Source organism: Martinezella tropici, assembly GCF_008370325.1.
GTDB classification, from domain to species: Bacteria; Pseudomonadota; Alphaproteobacteria; order Rhizobiales; family Rhizobiaceae; genus Rhizobium; species Rhizobium tropici_B.
Genome location: NZ_VNIP01000010.1, coordinates 89,976 through 107,181, shown reverse-complemented (window position 1 = coordinate 107,181; position 17,206 = coordinate 89,976). Strand labels below are relative to the sequence as shown.

General features: G+C 60.3%; 14 protein-coding genes. 10 read left to right on the top strand and 4 right to left on the bottom strand.

Going from position 1 to position 17,206, the window contains the following annotated elements; genetic code table 11:
* The first annotated feature begins 44 nt into the window (after window positions 1-44).
* Window positions 45-3,464 carry a DUF3971 domain-containing protein gene (locus tag FP026_RS19380; protein WP_149636249.1) on the top strand — a complete coding sequence of 1,140 codons (3,420 nt, stop codon included), beginning with the start codon at window positions 45-47 and terminating at the stop codon, window positions 3,462-3,464.
* A 57-nt stretch (window positions 3,465-3,521) separates the two neighbouring features.
* Here FP026_RS19380 and FP026_RS19375 read toward each other — a convergent pair whose 3' ends face one another.
* The gene (locus FP026_RS19375) at window positions 3,522-3,848 is read right to left on the bottom strand and encodes a hypothetical protein (RefSeq protein WP_149636248.1); all 327 of its coding nucleotides are present in this window, start codon (window positions 3,846-3,848) and stop codon (window positions 3,522-3,524) included.
* 183 nt (window positions 3,849-4,031) lie between these two features.
* Window positions 4,032-5,288 carry a tyrosine--tRNA ligase gene (gene tyrS / locus FP026_RS19370; RefSeq protein WP_149636247.1) on the bottom strand — a complete coding sequence of 419 codons (1,257 nt, stop codon included), beginning with the start codon at window positions 5,286-5,288 and terminating at the stop codon, window positions 4,032-4,034.
* A 283-nt stretch (window positions 5,289-5,571) separates the two neighbouring features.
* Between tyrS and FP026_RS19365 the strand changes: the two genes are divergently transcribed.
* Together FP026_RS19365 and FP026_RS19360 are read left to right on the top strand one after the other, a co-directional pair.
* Window positions 5,572-8,061, top strand: a complete 2,490-nt coding sequence (locus FP026_RS19365) for a caspase family protein (protein WP_149636246.1) — start codon at window positions 5,572-5,574, stop codon at window positions 8,059-8,061.
* 179 nt (window positions 8,062-8,240) lie between these two features.
* Window positions 8,241-8,759 (top strand): GNAT family N-acetyltransferase, encoded by a 519-nt coding sequence (locus tag FP026_RS19360; RefSeq protein ID WP_149636245.1) that lies wholly within the window; start codon window positions 8,241-8,243, stop codon window positions 8,757-8,759.
* A gap of 33 nt (window positions 8,760-8,792) precedes the next feature.
* Here the strand turns inward: FP026_RS19360 and FP026_RS19355 are convergent, their stop codons facing one another.
* Complete coding sequence (locus tag FP026_RS19355; RefSeq protein ID WP_004108794.1) at window positions 8,793-9,470, bottom strand: alpha/beta hydrolase; 678 nt, start codon at window positions 9,468-9,470, stop codon at window positions 8,793-8,795.
* 234 nt (window positions 9,471-9,704) lie between these two features.
* Here FP026_RS19355 and FP026_RS19350 point away from each other — a divergent pair, with 234 nt between their 5' ends.
* The 7 genes from FP026_RS19350 to sufA all read left to right on the top strand — a co-directional run bounded on the left by FP026_RS19350 (window position 9,705) and on the right by sufA (window position 16,729).
* Window positions 9,705-10,871, top strand: a complete 1,167-nt coding sequence (locus tag FP026_RS19350; protein WP_149636244.1) for a cysteine desulfurase family protein — start codon at window positions 9,705-9,707, stop codon at window positions 10,869-10,871.
* A 146-nt stretch (window positions 10,872-11,017) separates the two neighbouring features.
* Window positions 11,018-12,487 (top strand): Fe-S cluster assembly protein SufB, encoded by a 1,470-nt coding sequence (gene sufB / locus FP026_RS19345; protein WP_149636243.1) that lies wholly within the window; start codon window positions 11,018-11,020, stop codon window positions 12,485-12,487.
* Window positions 12,488-12,558: 71 nt separating this feature from the next.
* Window positions 12,559-13,314 carry a Fe-S cluster assembly ATPase SufC gene (gene sufC / locus FP026_RS19340; protein ID WP_092716448.1) on the top strand — a complete coding sequence of 252 codons (756 nt, stop codon included), beginning with the start codon at window positions 12,559-12,561 and terminating at the stop codon, window positions 13,312-13,314.
* A gap of 22 nt (window positions 13,315-13,336) precedes the next feature.
* Window positions 13,337-14,614 (top strand): Fe-S cluster assembly protein SufD, encoded by a 1,278-nt coding sequence (gene sufD, locus FP026_RS19335; RefSeq protein ID WP_149636242.1) that lies wholly within the window; start codon window positions 13,337-13,339, stop codon window positions 14,612-14,614.
* Between the two features lie 15 nt (window positions 14,615-14,629).
* The gene (locus FP026_RS19330) at window positions 14,630-15,871 is read left to right on the top strand and encodes a cysteine desulfurase (protein ID WP_149636241.1); all 1,242 of its coding nucleotides are present in this window, start codon (window positions 14,630-14,632) and stop codon (window positions 15,869-15,871) included.
* A gap of 11 nt (window positions 15,872-15,882) precedes the next feature.
* Window positions 15,883-16,263 (top strand): SUF system Fe-S cluster assembly protein, encoded by a 381-nt coding sequence (locus FP026_RS19325; protein WP_112510877.1) that lies wholly within the window; start codon window positions 15,883-15,885, stop codon window positions 16,261-16,263.
* A 76-nt stretch (window positions 16,264-16,339) separates the two neighbouring features.
* Window positions 16,340-16,729, top strand: coding sequence for a Fe-S cluster assembly scaffold SufA (gene sufA, locus FP026_RS19320; protein WP_149636240.1), 390 nt, complete (start codon window positions 16,340-16,342; stop codon window positions 16,727-16,729).
* Between the two features lie 22 nt (window positions 16,730-16,751).
* Here the strand turns inward: sufA and FP026_RS19315 are convergent, their stop codons facing one another.
* The gene (locus FP026_RS19315; RefSeq protein WP_149636239.1) at window positions 16,752-17,036 is read right to left on the bottom strand and encodes an addiction module antidote protein; all 285 of its coding nucleotides are present in this window, start codon (window positions 17,034-17,036) and stop codon (window positions 16,752-16,754) included.
* Between the last annotated feature and the right edge of the window lie 170 nt (window positions 17,037-17,206).

Genomic DNA, 17,206 nt, shown 5'->3' with positions numbered 1-17,206 from the left:
AGCGTCACCAACAAAATTGTAGAGAGCGAAAGGCACGCGCAGGAGTGATCCGAGGCGAAAAGATAACATTCCGCAAAAAGGATCTCGTGCCGCTCGACAATCTGCCGTCCGCCCAGGCCGAAGATCCGCTGATCGTGCATGTGCCGGAGCGCGTGCGCCGTCGTCGTTCGCATGTCTGGCATGTTTGCCGCATCACGCTGGTTTTCTTTGCATTTCTTGCCATCATCATCGGCGCCATCATCGCGACCATCGAAGGCGGTATCTTCGACGCGCCGCTGTCGCAGAAGGCGCAGACGGCGCTCGATCATGCCATCGGCCCACGCTACAAGGCCGAAGTCGGCGCAACCGTGATCCGCTTCACATCCGGCCTGCGGCTGACGCTCGAAGCTCACGACGTGAACGTCATCGATCAGGACAGCGGCAAGCATCTGTCGACGATGTCTGCCGTCAACATGGAGCTCGATCCGCTGGCTCTGCTCGAGGGCCGGGTGGAGGTTGCAAGCGTGGCGGCGGAGGGCATCGCGCTCGATACATCGCTTCTGCCCCAGGGAGATCCCGTCGATCTGACGAAGCTGCGGGTCGATGCACTGCCGCAGGCGCTGAACGCGGCCTTCGACAATCTCGATTTCCTGGAGCATTTCGTGCAGCGCGGCGGCACGAATTCCGTGCGCATTTCCGGATTCTCGATGAAGCTGGCGCGCCAGGAAGGCGATCCGATCTCTCTCGTGGTCGACAATCTTACCTTCGAACGCGCCGAGCCGAACGCGTTGCATCTCTTTGGCGAGGTTGCCGTCAACGGGTCGGTGGCGACACTGGACGTGAAGGCGGCGCAGCAGCAGCCCGGCCACAGTTCGTCGCTGACGGCGAGAATCTCCAATCTCGATCTCAAGCCATTGACCATGGCCTATGATGCGAACGGCGCGCCGCGGCAGGGCGTCGTCAGTTTTGCCAATGTGATCCTGTCCGCCGTCAAGGGCGATGCCGGCATCGATCCGAAGCTCGAAGCCTCGATCGACGTGCAGCCCGGCACGTTCTATATGGATCGCGACATCCAGGACCTGACGCAGGGCAACATCAACCTCGCCTATAATTTCGATCATCAGACGCTGGAGATTGCGCCTTCAAAGGTGCAATTCGTCGGCACCATGGTGCCGTTCTCCGGTGCGCTCATCGATCTCGATCGTGTCAATGCCAATGCAGGCAAGGGTTTCGGCATCGATTTCGTGATCAAGGATGGCGTTGCCGCATCATCGATCTCGGGGGAAAAGCCGGTCAGTTTCGATGGTCGCGCCACGGGGCACTTTCTTTCCGAGACCAAGGAATTCCAGTTCGACGATCTCGGCGTATCGACACCACAAGGTGCACTGTTCGGTTCCCTGCATATGAAGCTCGGTGACAGCTCGCCGGAAATCAGCTTCGGCGGCCGCGCCGACAAACTGGATACAACTGTTATCAAGCAGCTTTGGCCTTTCTGGATGGCCTCGAAACCGAGGACATGGGTCGAAGCCAATCTTTTTGGCGGCTCGGTGACCAATGCCGTCATATCCGTCTTCATTCCTGCCGGAAGGCTGAGGGAAGCTTCGCAAAGCGGCAAGCTGCAGCTTGGCAAGAACGAGCTGCACATCGCCTTCGACATCGCCGGCGCGCGTCTGAACGTCCCCGGCGACATCCCGCCGTTGCGCGACACCAAAGCCCATTTCGATTTGACCGGGCCGAACATGGCCGTCAATATCGCGACGGCAACCTCCTATTTTGCCACTGGCCGCACGATCACTCTGAACGACAGCGGCTTCTCGATCCCGGCGACATATGACAAGCCGTTGATGGCCGATCTCGACTTGACGATATCAGGCTCGGGTGACGCCATAGGCGAGCTCCTGAGCTACAAGCCGCTCGAGGTGCTGCAGCGGACGGAGTTCAAGCCGGAGGATTTCAACGGCAAGATCGTCGCCAAGGTCGATGCCAGGATCGGACTGATCAGGGATCAGCAGCCGCCTCCGCCGGATTGGCAGGCGAAGCTCGAACTCGACAATGTCGATCTGCTGAAGCCGATGAACAATCGCAAGATCGACAATCTGACGGGCGAGATTTCAGCTGATCCACAATCGATTCATCTGCAGGCACTGGCCCAGATCGATGGCATTCCCGCTGAGATCGACATGGTCGAGCCGACCGACGGCAAATCGCCGATAAAGCGAGCGCGTGTGATTACGGCCACGCTGACCGATGCGCAGCGCAACGCGGTTCTGCCCGGTCTTCGCGATATAATCGACGGACCCGTCAAGGTGGAGTTGACGCGCATCGACGAGGATCGCCAGGGCGTCAAGGTCGATCTCGGCAAGGCGGCACTGACGGTGCCCTGGGTCGGCTGGTCGAAGGGTAGCGGCATCGGCGCGGTCGCGCAGTTCGAGGCGTCCGGCCCCGACAATCAGACGACGCTCAAGAATTTCACGCTCAAGGGCGACGGTTTCGGCGTCAGCGGCGATCTCCTGATCAGCAAGGGGACTCTGACATCGGCGAGCTTCGACAGCGTCAAGCTTTCGGCGCTCGACGATTTTGCGCTCTCCCTGAAGCGGAGCAAAAGCGGCGGTTACGATGTCGCCATATCGGGCAATTCCGCCGACATACGTCCGATCCTGGCCCGCCTGAAGTCGTCTACCTCAGGCGGTCAGCAAAATTCGGATGGCGATGCTTCGGCGAGCGCGACCGTTCGCGCCAATATCGACAAGGTCATCGGTTTCAACGACGAGACCATGGGCAACGTCAAGGGCGTCTATTCGATCGCCGGCGGCAAGACGACGGCAGCGGATTTTTCCGGCGTGACGCGCAGCGGCGAGGCTCTCGTCACCCAGATGAGCAAGGGCAGCAACGGCGTGATCCGCATCACGAGCGGCGACGCCGGTGCGGTCGCGCGCTTCACCGATCTCTACAAGCACCTGAAGGGGGGGCTTCTCAATCTTTCGCTGCGCTCGACCGGGCAGGATGATTGGGATGGCTCGCTCGATATCCGCAACTTCGCCATCATCGATGAAAAGAAGCTTTCGACCATCGTCTCGACGCCGAGCGGCAAGAACGGAAAGAGCCTGAATGCGGCGGTGAAGCAGAATATCGATACGCGTTCGCAGAGCTTCGAGCGGGGCTTTGCCCGGCTTGTCATGCGTGACGGCACGTTATCGGTGGAGAACGGCGTGGTGCGCGGCGTGCAGCTAGGTGCGACGTTCCAGGGAACGCTGAAGGATGCCAGCGGCAAGATGGACATGACCGGAACCTTCATGCCCGCCTACGGCCTGAACCGGCTGTTCGCGGAGGTCCCGATCGTCGGCTTCATCCTCGGCAACGGCAGCGACCGTGGTCTCATCGGCATCACCTTCAGGCTGACCGGTACGTTGGAAAAATCGAACCTCCAGATCAACCCGTTGTCGATCATTGCGCCGGGTGTCTTCAGGCAGATATTTGAATATTGAGGAAGTGCGCCGCAAGGCGACCGCGGCGTCTCTTTCATAAAGACGCCGCGTAACGGATTATTTTTCTTCTGCCAATTGCTGCCGTATGCGCTCAGGTCCGCCGCTCATTCGCCGGGCGAATGGTCGGTCGGGATCCACGACACGCCAGAACGGAGCGTCGCGGGCTTCGCTGATCCGCACCAGATGTTGCTGTACGGTGACAGGACAGCAGGCCTCGGCACCATATTGTTTGGCAAGCGACTGTCGCAGTTCGCCGAGATCCGATAGGCGACCTGCAGGCGCCGTCCAGAGCGCGCGGACAACCATTTCCTCACTTGGAATCAGCATGTTCTGCATAAGGCTTCGGCCTTTGCGCCTCGTCTTGATGATGGGCAATTCATCCATAATTCACCTCCGGCATTTCAGATCCTACAGAGGACGAACGGGCAGGGCTCAATCCGACATGAAGAGCTTAAATTGCTTCTGGTAGCGCCATTGGATCGATAGCGTTGCGCGCGCAAAGATAGCAGAAAACAAAAAAGCCGGCGAGGGTGCGCCGGCTTTGTTCGTTGTCACGCGACCAACCGTTCAAGCGGCTGGGCGGATCAGGATGTGCTTCTTCTTGCCGAGCGACAGCTTGATGATGCCATCGGCCGTCACTTCGCCGCTGCCAATGATCTTGCGCTCATCGCTGATGGCTTCGTCGTTGATACGAACCGCGCCGCCCTGAACGTGGCGGCGAGCCTCGCCATTGGAAGCTGCAAGGCCGGCACGCACGATCAGCGAGAGAAGCCCGATACCGGCTTCAAGTTCGGAAGCCGGGACATCGACGGACGGCAGGTTTTCGGACAGGCCGCCTTCCTCGAAGGTCTTGCGTGCCGTTTCGGCGGCCTGTTCGGCTGCGGCGCGGCCATGCAGGATCGCGGTGACTTCGGTCGCAAGGATCTTCTTGACCTCATTGATCTCGGAGCCGGCAAGGGCCGAAAGCCGTGCGATCTCATCCATCGGCAGCGTCGTGTAGAGCTTCAGGAAGCGCGAGACATCGGCATCCTCGGTGTTGCGCCAGTACTGCCAGAAGTCGTAGGCCGAAAGTAGGTCGGCATTCAGCCAGACCGCGCCGGTGGCGGACTTGCCCATCTTGGCACCGGATGCCGTCGTCAGCAGCGGCGAAGTCAAAGCGAAGAGCTGTTTCGTCCCCATGCGGTGACCGAGGTCGATGCCGTTGACGATATTGCCCCACTGATCCGAGCCGCCCATCTGCAGGCGGCAATCGTAACGCTTGGCCAATTCGACAAAGTCGTAGGCCTGCAGGATCATGTAGTTGAATTCGAGGAATGACAGCGACTGCTCGCGATCCAGACGCGTCTTGACGCTATCGAAGGACAGCATGCGGTTGACCGAGAAGTGGCGGCCGACGTCGCGCAGGAATTCCAGGTAATTGAGCGAGCGCAGCCATTCGGCGTTGTTGACCATCAACGCATCCTTCGGGCCTTCGCCATAGGTGAGGTAGTTCGAGAAGCAGCGCTTGATCGACGCGATGTTGCCCTCGATCGTATCGATCGTCATCAGCTGGCGGGACTCTTCCTTGAAGGATGGGTCGCCGACCATGCCGGTGCCGCCGCCCATCAACGACAGGGGGCGATGGCCGGTCGTCTGCATCCAGTACAGCATCATGATCTGGATCAGCGAACCGGCGTGCAGGCTCGACGCCGTCGGATCGAAGCCGATATAGGCCGTTACCGTTTCCTTGGCGAAGAGATCGTCGAGGCCTGCTTCATCGGAAATCTGATGAATGAAGCCGCGCTCGTGCAGGGTGCGCAGGAAATCGGATTTGAACTCAGCCATGATCTTGGTCTCTCGAAGCCGCGTCGATGAAGGATGCGGCGAAGTCGCTATTGTTGATATCGCGGAGGCGCGTTTAGCACCGATTTGCCGGCACGTCATCATTTTGGTGGGACGGATGGCAAGTTTCGGCAGGGCGGGATCTACAAACGGACGTTTCTGAACGTGAATAGACCGTGACATCGCCGTCATGCCGCCGGGAATATGCCGCGCATCCGCCCAAATCAAATCCTAGCCATTTCTTATTGATCCCCTGTGCGTCACATGTTTCGCGAAGGAAGCCGGTATGTCACCTCTGCTCTCGATGATGGGATTGTCATCTCAAAAGACGATCTGGGCGTTCTTTGCCATGATGTTGGTTTTGGCCGGTATTGCTGCTGCGGGCCCTGCCGAAGCGCAAGGTTCTCCCGAAAAGAGAATAGCCTTCGTCGTGGGCAATGCCGCCTACAAGGCGGGCGCACTTCCGACACCGGCCAATGATGCCGGCCTGATCGCGCAGACGCTGCAGGCGGCCGGCTTCGATGTGATCGGCGCGCGCGACCTCGACCAGAACGGATTGCGCGATGCGATGAGGGACTTTCTGACGAAAGCGAATGCGTCAGGCCCCGATACCGTCGTTTTCGTCTATCTGGCGGGCTACGGCGTGCAATATCAGGGCGATAATTATTTCGTACCCGTGGATGCTCAAATCGCCAATGCCACGGATGTGCCGGTCGAGGCGCTGCGGATGACCGATTTCGCCAAATCGCTGGCGGCCATCAACAATCGCGGCAGCATCATCGTGCTCGATGCGGCGAGGGCCAATCCGTTCGTGCAATCCAATCAGCCGTTGGCCGGTGGACTGGCACTGGTCGATCCGGACGCCAATCAGCTGATCGCCTTCAATGCTGCGCCCGGCACGGTGGCGCCGCAGGAGGCCGGACCCTATGGTTCCTACGCGCATGCGCTGGCGGAGATGATCCGCGTCGGCGGCCTGCCGCTCGGCGATGTGTTCGACCGCACACGCCTGCGCGTCAGCGATCTAACCAAGGGCGCGCAGATCTCCTGGGATGCCTCGAAATTCAAGAATGCTTTCACCTTCTTCGATCGCGGTCCCGACGCTCCGGCCGCCCAGGCTTCCGGCTACGACAATGCTGCGATCCGCACGAAGGCGATCCGTGATTTCGACGAGCGGGATGCTTATTTCGCCGCGCTCGATCGCGATACGCTGCAGGGCTATGAGGATTTCCTCGCAGCCTATCCGAACGACTCCATGGCAAGGCGTGTGCGCGCCATCATCGCCGCGCGTCGCGAAGCGATCACCTGGCGCGAGACTTGGATTGCGGACACGCCCGAGGCCTATTGGTCCTATTTGAGGCGGTATCCACGCGGTCCGCACGTCTGGGATGCCCGCCGCCGTCTGGAGCATTTCGAAGCAGCGCTTGAGCCGCCGCCGTCATTCGCCGTTATCGAGTATGACGTGCCGCCGCCACCCCCACCGGAAGTGGTCTATGTCGATCGGCCGGTGCTTTATTTCGATGATGCCCATTTCGGTTATGCCCCATCGGCGCCTGTCGTCTTCCTGGCACCGCAGCCGCCGGATTTCGTCGTGCTGGCGCCGCCACAGCCCTCGGTCGATGTCTATGTGCTGCCGGCGCCGGTCTTCGTTCCGGTTCCTCAATGGGTCGAACCGCCGCGCGATATCGCGCCGCCGGAAAACAACGTCATCTTCAACAACATTCACAATACGGTCGTGAACAACACGACGGTCATCAACAACAATACTGTTGTCAATGAGAATGGCGCCGCACCTGCAGCACCCGGACTGACGACGGGTCAGAAGCTTGCCGGCGCAGCCGTTATTGCCGGAGCAGGCACCGCGGCGCTGCATGTCGCCCTGCCGCCGTCGGTGCAGAAGAAGGCGGCAGTGCTGCAAAAGCAGAATCCGCCCGCAGCGGTCAAGGCAGCACCTGGAGCCGCTCCGGCTGTCGCGCCATCGGCGCAGCCGCGAGCTGGAAATGCCGCTGCTCACGCGTTGCCTGGCACCAATGTTCAGCCGCTGCCGACTGGTGGCAAGCTGCCGGGCAATCCGGGAACGGCTCAAACCAAGCAGGCGCAACCGCTGCAAGCCGCACCCAATGCGGTGCATAATCCGGCTGCCGCCGCTCAACCTACCCAGCAAGGCACAAATGCCAACGCGCATGCACTTCCCGGTGCCAACGGTCAGCCTTTGCCAGCCACGGGCAAGCTGTCGGTCAATCCTGGCGCAGCGCAAACGAAACAGGCTCAGCAGCCTCAGACTGCACCGAACGCCAATGTACACGCGCTTCCCGGTTCCAAGGGGCAACCACTGCCGGCTGTTGGCAACGCGCCTGCCGTGAAGGGGCAAAACCAGATTGCCAAAACCCCGGCACCGCAAGCAGCGCCGAGCGGTAAACCGAATCCGGTGGCCGTTGCACCGAAGCCCAGCGCCCATGCCTCGGTGCCGCCGGCCATCGCCGCCAGGACGCCGGCGAAGCCCAAGGCGGTCACCGGCAGCCAACCTCGGGTCAACAGTCAGCCTCATGTCGCCGCCGTGCCGCCTTGGCAAGCCAATCCGGCTGCTGAGCAGCGCAAACCCGCGCCGCATGTCGTGGCACAGGCGAGGGCGCCAGCGCCGAAGCCGCAGGCTCAGCCCAGGCCGCAACCGCAGCCGAAGGTCGTGCAACAGCAGGTGAAGAGACCACCTCCGCCCCCGCCGCAGAAGCCTCCGGAAAAGAAGAAGTGCGGCGCTCCCGGCCTGCCGGCATGTCACTGACGGATGATATCGAGCGATAATCTGAAGGCCCGCTTCGGCGGGCCTTCGCATGCGGTATTGCCGCTTGATCGGCTTGTTGAAATCAGGCCGAGCGTTTAGCACTAACCGGCCGGTTGCCAATTGGCCTGACCGTACACGTTACGGCAGACCGCAGATCCATCACGAAAACAGGCAAGCAGATGAGTGACACCATCATACTCGAAACCCCGCGCCTCGTTCTAACGATGTGGGACAAGGGTGATGCCGAAGTAATTCGGCAATTGCATTCGACGATTGAAACCACGCGCTATCTCTCGGGCGCGGCTCCATGGAGCCTGGAGAAGGCCGAGGAGCGGCTGAAAAGCTGGTTCGGCGAAGAGGCGCGTGATGGCGTGACCAAATACAAGATGCTGAGGCGCGACGATGGACGCTTTATCGGCCGCGCAGGCTTCTCGCGCTTTCACCTGGAAAGCGGCAGGGGCGAGTTCGAGCTCGGCTATTCCATTCAGAAGGATGCCTGGGGCAATGGTTACGCGACCGAGATTGCCGGCGCATTGGCGCAATGGTTCTTCACGCGCGGCTTTGCCAGGCAATTCATTGCTTTCACTCATCCGCAAAACGTCGCATCGCAACGGGTTTTACGGAAAATCGGCATGCAGGATCACCCGTCGATGACGATCGACGGGATCTCGTGTCCCACTTTCAGAATGGTCCGTTAACGGCCGTTTTTCTTAGCGGATGCGCTTGTTTTCTTAGCGAATGCGCTTGGCTGCCGGTTCCGGCACCAGTTCGCCGTTCAGGCGACGATCGAGATAGTCCTCGCATTCGCCGAGCAGCGTCTCGACCTGGCCGTTGAAGAAGTGGTTGGCTCCCGGAACGACCTTATGCGTAATCAGGATGCCCTTTTGTGTCTTCAGCTTCTCGACGAGGCCGTTGACGTCTTTTTCCGGGGCAACCTTGTCGGCGTCGCCATTGATGATCAGGCCGGACGACGGGCAGGGCGCGAGGAAGGAGAAATCGTAGATATTCGGCTGCGGCGCGATCGACATGAAACCTTCGATCTCGGGGCGGCGCATCAGCAACTGCATGCCGATCCATGCACCGAAGGAGTAACCGGCAACCCAGCAGCTCTTGGAGTCCGGATGAAGGCTCTGCACCCAATCGAGTGCCGAAGCCGCATCGGAAAGCTCGCCGGCGCCGTGATCGAACTCGCCCTGGCTGCGGCCGATGCCGCGGAAATTGAAGCGGAGTGTGGTGAAGCCGCGCTTCTGGAACATATAGAAGAGCTGGTAGACCACCTGATTGTTCATCGTGCCGCCAAACTGCGGATGGGGATGAAGGATAATCGCGATCGGGGCGCTCTTTTCCTTGGAGGGCTGATAGCGGCCTTCAAGGCGACCCGCGGGGCCGTTGAAAATTACTTCGGGCATCGATACTCCGGCTCTTCTTTTTCTGCGTTCAAACCCTGCGGCACGCAGCAAGTTGACTTGACGAATGCGCTCATCTTTTCTAGAACGCAGTTTAGAACAATTCGAAACTTGATGCGGTGTTCCGCGCGTTGTTTGTGCAACGGCTTGTGGAACGTGTCATAAGGCATGCCCGGCTGAAATTTCAAGGAAAAACGAGCCGGCCGCAACAAAGCAAAGTCGCGCAGGAAGACGATTATGGTGGCAACGCGCCTCTATCTCGACTGGAATGCTACCGCGCCGCTTCATCCGGCGGCGCGCGATGCGATGTTGCGTGCAATGGATATTCAAGGCAACCCCAATTCCGTTCACGGCGAAGGTAGGGCAGCGCGGGCCGCTGTCGAGGCCGCCCGGAGGCAAGTGGCAAGCCTGACGGGCGCGGAACCCGCGCATGTCGTTTTCACCAGCGGCGCCACCGAGGCGGCCAACATGGTGCTGACGCCGGAGTTCCGCATGGGGCGGACGCCGCTTGCGGTCAGCCATCTATATATATCGGCCATCGAGCATCCGGCGGTGCGCGAAGGTGGGCGGTTTGCCAAGGATAGTGTCAGCGAAATACCGGTGACGGCAGACGGCACGCTCGATCTTGCCGCGCTGGAGGCGCTGCTGTCAGCCCATGACAAAACGGCCGGCTTGCCGATGGTGGCGATCATGCTTGCCAACAATGAGACCGGAATTCTCCAGCCTGTCGTTGAAGCGGCAAAGCTTGTTCAGGCCGCGGGCGGGCTCTTCGTGGTCGACGCGGTTCAGGCGGCTGGCCGCGTTCCGCTGGATATCAATGCGATCGGTGCGGATTTCCTGATCATATCCTCGCACAAGATCGGCGGTCCCAAAGGCGTCGGTGCGCTCGTCTCTCGCGGTGAAGTGCTGATGCCGAAACCGCTGATCCACGGCGGCGGACAGGAAAAGGGCCATCGCTCGGGTACGGAAAACACGCTTGCCATCGTCGGCTTCGGCGCAGCCGCCGCGGCCGCGCTCGATGGGTTTGAAGGCCGTAATGCCGCAATTGCCAGATTGCGCAACCGGCTGGAAGAGGGCATGCGGCAGAGCGCACCCGATGTCATTATTCATGGTGAACAGGGCGCGCGCGTACCGAACACCTGCTTCTTTACGCTGCCGGGCCTGAAATCCGAGACCGGGCAGATCGCCTTCGATCTCGAAGGTGTTGCCATATCGGCTGGTTCCGCCTGCTCGTCGGGTAAGGTCGGCGAGAGCCATGTGCTCGTGGCGATGGGATGCGACCCCAAGCTCGGGGCTCTCCGTATTTCGCTTGGGCCGACCACAACCGGAGCGGATATCAATCGCGCAATCGCCGCGTTTGCCCGCATCGCAGGAAGGCGCAAGCTGGCGGGTGCGGCGGCCTGACGGCCACAATTTTGCGGAAACCGAAATTTCCGCTTGCCAATCGGGGTGAAAAGTCCCTTTTGGCCGACTACATAGAGGGCAGACATAAGTCTGCCGCAACGTTGACAAGCTGCCGGACCTTGTATCCGGCGAGATTGGAGAACGAAATGCCTGCAGTCCAGGAAACGGTCGATCAGGTTCGCCTGATTGACGTGGACCAGTACAAGTATGGTTTCGAGACCATCATCGAAATGGACAAGGCTCCCAAGGGTCTGTCCGAGGATATTGTCCGCTTCATCTCCGCCAAGAAGCAAGAGCCGGAATGGATGCTGGAATGGCGCCTCGAGGCCTATCGCCGCTGGCTGACGCTGGAAGAGCCAACATGGGCGCGCGTCGACTATCCGAAGATCGACTTCAACGACATCTATTACTACGCCGCGCCGAAGAAATTCGCCGGTCCGAAGTCGCTCGACGATGTGGATCCGGAACTTCTGAAGACATACGAGAAGCTCGGCATTCCGCTACGCGAGCAGGAAATTCTCGCCGGCGTCGAGAAGCCCAAGATTGCTGTCGATGCGGTGTTCGATTCCGTCTCCGTCGTCACGACCTTCAAGGAAGAGCTGAAGAAGGCCGGCGTGATCTTCATGTCGATCTCGGAAGCCATCCGCGAGCATCCTGAGCTGGTACGCAAATATCTCGGCTCCGTGGTGCCGACGACGGACAATTTCTATGCGACGCTGAATTCGGCCGTCTTCACCGACGGTTCGTTCGTCTTCGTGCCGAAGGGCGTTCGTTGCCCGATGGAGCTGTCGACCTACTTCCGCATCAACGAGAAGAACACCGGTCAGTTCGAGCGCACGCTGATCATCGCCGAAGAAGGTGCCTACGTCTCCTATCTCGAAGGCTGCACGGCGCCGCAGCGCGACGAAAACCAGCTGCACGCGGCCGTCGTCGAACTGGTTGCGCTTGATGACGCCGAGATCAAGTATTCGACGGTGCAGAACTGGTATCCGGGCGACAAGCACGGCAAGGGCGGCATCTACAACTTCGTCACCAAGCGTGGCGATTGCCGTGGCCACCGCTCGAAGATCTCCTGGACGCAGGTCGAGACCGGCTCCGCGATCACCTGGAAATATCCGTCCTGCATCCTGCGCGGCGACGACAGCCGTGGTGAGTTCTACTCCATCGCGGTTTCGAATGGCCATCAGCAGGTCGACAGCGGCACCAAGATGATCCATCTCGGCAAGAACACGTCGAGCCGCATCATCTCGAAGGGTATCGCTGCCGGCGTCTCGCAGAACACCTATCGCGGCCAGGTTTCAGCTCACCGCAAGGCGTCGAACGCACGTAACTTCACGCAATGCGACTCGCTTTTGATCGGCGACAAGTGCGGCGCGCATACGGTGCCTTACATCGAGGCGAAGAATTCGTCCGCTCAGTTCGAGCATGAAGCGACGACCTCGAAGATTTCCGAGGACCAGCTGTTCTACTGCCTGCAGCGCGGCATTCCCGAGGAAGCGGCGATCGCGCTGATCGTCAACGGCTTCGTCAAGGAAGTACTGCAGGAGCTGCCGATGGAATTCGCCGTCGAAGCGCAGAAGCTGATCGGCATCTCGCTTGAGGGAAGCGTCGGCTGACGCCCACGAAACAGAATTAGCTTGGCGCGCCCGGCGCGCCGCACACTCATTCCTGCGATAGGATATTGAAAATGCTTGAAATCAAGAACCTGCACGCCCGCATCGCCGAAGACGGCACCGAGATCATCCGCGGCTTGAACCTGACCGTAAAGGCAGGCGAAGTTGCCGCCATCATGGGTCCGAACGGCTCCGGCAAGTCGACGCTCTCCTATATTCTCGCCGGCCGCGAGGACTATGAAGTCACCGAGGGCGACATTCTCTATAACGGCGAAAGCATTCTGGAGCTCGACGCCGCCGAGCGCGCCGCCAAGGGCATCTTCCTGGCATTCCAGTACCCGGTCGAAATCCCAGGTGTTGCCACGATGCAGTTCCTCAAAGTGGCGTTGAACGAACAGCGCAAGGCGCGCGGCGAAGACGAGCTGACGACGCCGGATTTCCTGCGCCGCGTCAAGGATGCCGCTGCCAAGCTGCAGATCAACATGGACATGCTGAAGCGCCCGCTGAACGTCGGCTTCTCCGGCGGTGAAAAGAAGCGCGCCGAAATCCTGCAGATGGCGTTGCTGGAGCCGCAGCTTTGCGTGCTCGACGAAACCGATTCCGGCCTCGACATCGACGCGCTGAAGATCGTCGCCGATGGCGTCAATGCGCTGCGTTCTCCGGATCGCGCCGTGATCGTCATCACCCACTACCAGCGCCTGCTCGACTACATCGTTCCGGACACCGTTCACGTTCTCTACAAGGGCCAGGTGATCAAGTCCGGCGACAAGACGCTGGCGCATGAGCTTGAAGCCAACGGCTATGCCGACATCATCGGAGCTGCAGCCTGATCGAGGCGGAAAGGACACGTCGATGAACATTCAGACGACGAACCGCCTGACATCAGCCGAGACGGCGCTGATCGAGGCGTATAACGACCAGATGGGTGATCTGCCTGGTGACGGCGAAGTCTTTGCCGTCCGCGATCGCCTGCTGGACGAGCTGAAGACCGCAGGCCTGCCGACGCGCCGCGTCGAAGCTTGGCACTACACCGATTTCAAGAACCTGCTGCGCCTGGTTCCCAGCGATATCGGCAAGGGTCTCGTGGAAGCGCTGCCGCCGACGGTCGAGGGATCTTCGGTCCTTGCGGTCCTCCAGGGTAAGGCGAACGAAAAGGCTTCCGTCGTCAAGAATCTGACGGTCGGACGCTACGCCGATAGCCTGATCGATGGCACGGCTGCCGCCGGCCTCGAAGCACTCGGCAAGGATGACGCGATCGGGCGCATCAATGCGAGCTTCGTGCGCGATGGCTATGTCATCGACTTTCCCGATGGCACTGAACTGGAAGTGCCGCTGGAACTGCAATTCGTGCATGCCGGCGGGCAGATCCACAGCCGCTTGCCGGTTTCCTTCGGAGCCGACGTGAAGGCAACGGTCATCGAGCGTCATCAGGCTGTCGAAGGCGCTGCTGCTCTCGTCTCGTCGGTGAGCGAAATCAAGATCGGCAAAGGTGCTGAAGTGATCTGGATCATCCTGCAGGAGCAGGGATCCGAGGATACGCATCTCGGTCAGATCCGCGTCGATCTCGGCGCCGATGCGAAACTGAAGCTCTTCGTCATCAATGCCGGCGGCAAGCTGGTACGCCAGGAGCTACATATAAAGGTAACGGGCGAGGGCTCTGATCTGACGCTGCGCGGCATCAACCTGCTCGGCGGCGACACGCATACGGACGTGACGCTGGTGCTCGGTCATGACGTTCCGCATACCGCATCGACCGAGATCGTCCGCAACGTGGTGTTTGACCGTGCCCGCGGCGTGTTCCAGGGCATGATCCGGGTTGCGCCCGATGCACAGAAGACCGACGCGCGCATGGCCTGCAATACGCTGCTGATGTCGGACGACGCCGAATTTTCCGTCAAGCCGGAGCTCGAAATCTTCGCCGATGACGTCCAGTGCGGCCATGGCGCGACGGTTGCCGATATCGACCAGAACCATCTCTACTACATGATGGCTCGCGGCATCCCGAGGAACAAGGCGCGCGCCATGCTGGTCAATGCCTTCGTGGCCGAGATCGTCGAGGAACTGGAAGACGAAGCCCTGGTCGAGGCGCTGGAAGGCGTTATCTCTGCCTGGCTGGAAAAGCACGCCTGATTGGAGGCAAAGCTCGTGGACAAGATCGTGCCGGCAACGGCCTATGACGTCGAAGCCATTCGCCGGGATTTCCCGATCCTGGCGAAGGCGGTGCATGGCAAGCCGCTGGTCTATCTCGACAACGGCGCCTCCGCGCAGAAGCCGCAGGTCGTCATTGACGCGATTTCGCACGCCTATTCCAGCGAATATGCGAATGTGCATCGCGGTCTGCACTTCCTGTCCAATGCGGCGACGGAAGCCTATGAAGCGGCGCGCGAAAAGGTGCGCCGTTTCCTGAATGCACCGTCAGTCGACGATATCGTCTTCACCAAGAACTCGACCGAGGCGATCAACACGGTCGCCTACGGCTGGGGCATGCCGAAGATCGGCGAGGGCGACGAGATCGTCGTCTCCATCATGGAGCATCACTCCAATATCGTTCCCTGGCATTTCATCCGGGAACGGCAGGGTGCGAAGCTCGTCTGGGTGCCTGTCGATGACGAGGGTGCATTTCATATCGAGGATTTCGAGAAGAGCTTGACGGAGCGCACCAAACTCGTCGCCATCACGCATATGTCGAACGCGCTCGGGACGGTCGTTCCGGTGAAGGAAGTGTGCCGGATCGCGCATGAGCGCGGCATTCCGGTTCTGATCGACGGCTCGCAGGGTGCGGTGCATATGCCCGTCGATGTGCAGGATATCGATTGCGACTGGTACGTCATGACCGGTCACAAGCTTTATGGTCCATCGGGCATTGGCGTACTCTACGGCAAGAAGGAGCGGCTTGCCGAGATGCGGCCGTTCCAGGGCGGCGGCGAGATGATTTTCGACGTCACCGAGGAAAACGTCACCTACAACGATCCGCCGCATCGCTTCGAAGCGGGAACGCCGCCGATCGTCCAGGCGATCGGTCTTGGCTACGCGCTCGATTATATGGACAGCATCGGCCGGGAAGCGATTGCCCGTCACGAGGCCGATCTCGCCGCCTATGCGGCGGAACGGCTGCGCGATATCAATTCGCTGCGCGTGATCGGCACGGCTCCGGGCAAGGGCGGCATCTTCTCCTTCGAGCTTGCGGGAATTCACTCCCACGATGTCTCGATGGTGATCGATCGGCAGGGTGTCGCGGTTCGAGCCGGCACTCATTGCGCCCAGCCGCTCTTGAAACGCTTCGGCGTTACCTCCACATGCCGTGCATCGTTCGGCCTGTACAATACGCGCGCCGAGGTGGATGCTTTGGCGGATGCGCTGGAATATGCGCGCAAGTTCTTTGCCTAAGGAGGCAAGCGATGTCACTCGACGAAAGCGAACAGAAAATCGATGTGCGCGAAGGGATCGTGCATTCCAGCATCCCCGAGGATGAGCTGGCACGCCTCAGCGATGACATCATTTCTGCGCTGAAAACAGTTTACGACCCCGAAATTCCCGCCGACATCTTCGAGCTTGGTCTCGTCTACAAGATCGACATCGAAGACGACCGCATGGTGAAGATCGTCATGACGCTGACCGCACCCGGTTGCCCCGTTGCCGGCGAAATGCCGGGCTGGGTCGAAAATGCCGTCGGCGCCGTCGAAGGCGTCTCCGGCGTCGAGGTCAGCATGACCTTCGATCCGCCATGGACGCCCGATCGCATGTCGGAAGAGGCGCAGGTCGCTGTCGGCTGGTATTGAAGCTTTAAGCCGCCGGCTTTACATTAAGACTCGAAGCGCCGGATCTTGACCCCGGTTGCGGAAGGAGAATGAGCCCATGGGCTTTGCAGTCATGAGCATGACGGATGCGGCAGCAGCCCGCGTCAAGGCGATCGTCGGAAATTCCGGCCCCGATGCCAAGGGCGTTCGCGTCGGCATCAAGAAGGGCGGTTGCGCCGGCATGGAATATACCATCGATCTGGTGACCGAGCCGAACCCGAAGGACGATCTGATCGAGCGCGATGGCGCCAGGGTCTGGATCGAGCCATCGGCCGTGCTTTATCTGCTCGGCACGGAAATGGGTTTCGAGACCACGACGTTGCGCTCCGGCTTCATCTTTACCAATCCGAACCAGACATCGGCTTGCGGCTGCGGCGAATCCGTCGAATTGAAGCCCGCCGATCTCGCTGCTTTGGCAGCTCAGCGTCAGGCTGAGCCGGCCGTATAAGCTAATCTGCTTTTCGATCTCTTCAGAGCGTGCCGGATTTGCAATGCGCGTTCGGCACCGGCGTCAGCTTGAGGCCAAGTGCCTTGACGACTTTCAGGATCGTCGCGAATTCAGGATTTCCCTCGCCGCTGAGAGCGCGATAGAGTGCCGAGCGGTTCATGCCGACATCCTTGGCGAGCTTGCTCATGTTGCGCGTGCGGGCGACTTCGCCCAATGCCCTGGCAATGGAGGACGGATCGTCCGTTGCGAAAGCGGCCGCGATGTAGCCGTCGAGATTGTCCGCGTCCAAAAGATTCTCCTGATTCATGTCATATGCCTTTCCGTACAAGCCAATCGCGGATGATTCCCGACGCGAAGTCGATGTGGCCATGGTGGCTCATTGGAAAAGCCGACCGGAATTGGAGTGGGGCAAGCAGCTTTATGCGGGCATTGCCGCGTGATCGCATCCGCAAGCAAGCTTCCGTTCGCCCGGCGACG

Coding starts and splice junctions, on each gene's coding strand:
- FP026_RS19375 (WP_149636248.1), bottom strand. CDS start 3,848: ATGGATGAATTGCCCATCATCAAGACGAGGCGCAAAGGCCGAAGCCTT.
- tyrS (WP_149636247.1), bottom strand. CDS start 5,288: ATGGCTGAGTTCAAATCCGATTTCCTGCGCACCCTGCACGAGCGCGGC.
- FP026_RS19365 (WP_149636246.1), top strand. CDS start 5,572: ATGTCACCTCTGCTCTCGATGATGGGATTGTCATCTCAAAAGACGATC.
- FP026_RS19360 (WP_149636245.1), top strand. CDS start 8,241: ATGAGTGACACCATCATACTCGAAACCCCGCGCCTCGTTCTAACGATG.
- FP026_RS19355 (WP_004108794.1), bottom strand. CDS start 9,470: ATGCCCGAAGTAATTTTCAACGGCCCCGCGGGTCGCCTTGAAGGCCGC.
- FP026_RS19350 (WP_149636244.1), top strand. CDS start 9,705: ATGGTGGCAACGCGCCTCTATCTCGACTGGAATGCTACCGCGCCGCTT.
- sufB (WP_149636243.1), top strand. CDS start 11,018: ATGCCTGCAGTCCAGGAAACGGTCGATCAGGTTCGCCTGATTGACGTG.
- sufC (WP_092716448.1), top strand. CDS start 12,559: ATGCTTGAAATCAAGAACCTGCACGCCCGCATCGCCGAAGACGGCACC.
- sufD (WP_149636242.1), top strand. CDS start 13,337: ATGAACATTCAGACGACGAACCGCCTGACATCAGCCGAGACGGCGCTG.
- FP026_RS19325 (WP_112510877.1), top strand. CDS start 15,883: ATGTCACTCGACGAAAGCGAACAGAAAATCGATGTGCGCGAAGGGATC.
- sufA (WP_149636240.1), top strand. CDS start 16,340: ATGGGCTTTGCAGTCATGAGCATGACGGATGCGGCAGCAGCCCGCGTC.
- FP026_RS19315 (WP_149636239.1), bottom strand. CDS start 17,036: ATGAATCAGGAGAATCTTTTGGACGCGGACAATCTCGACGGCTACATC.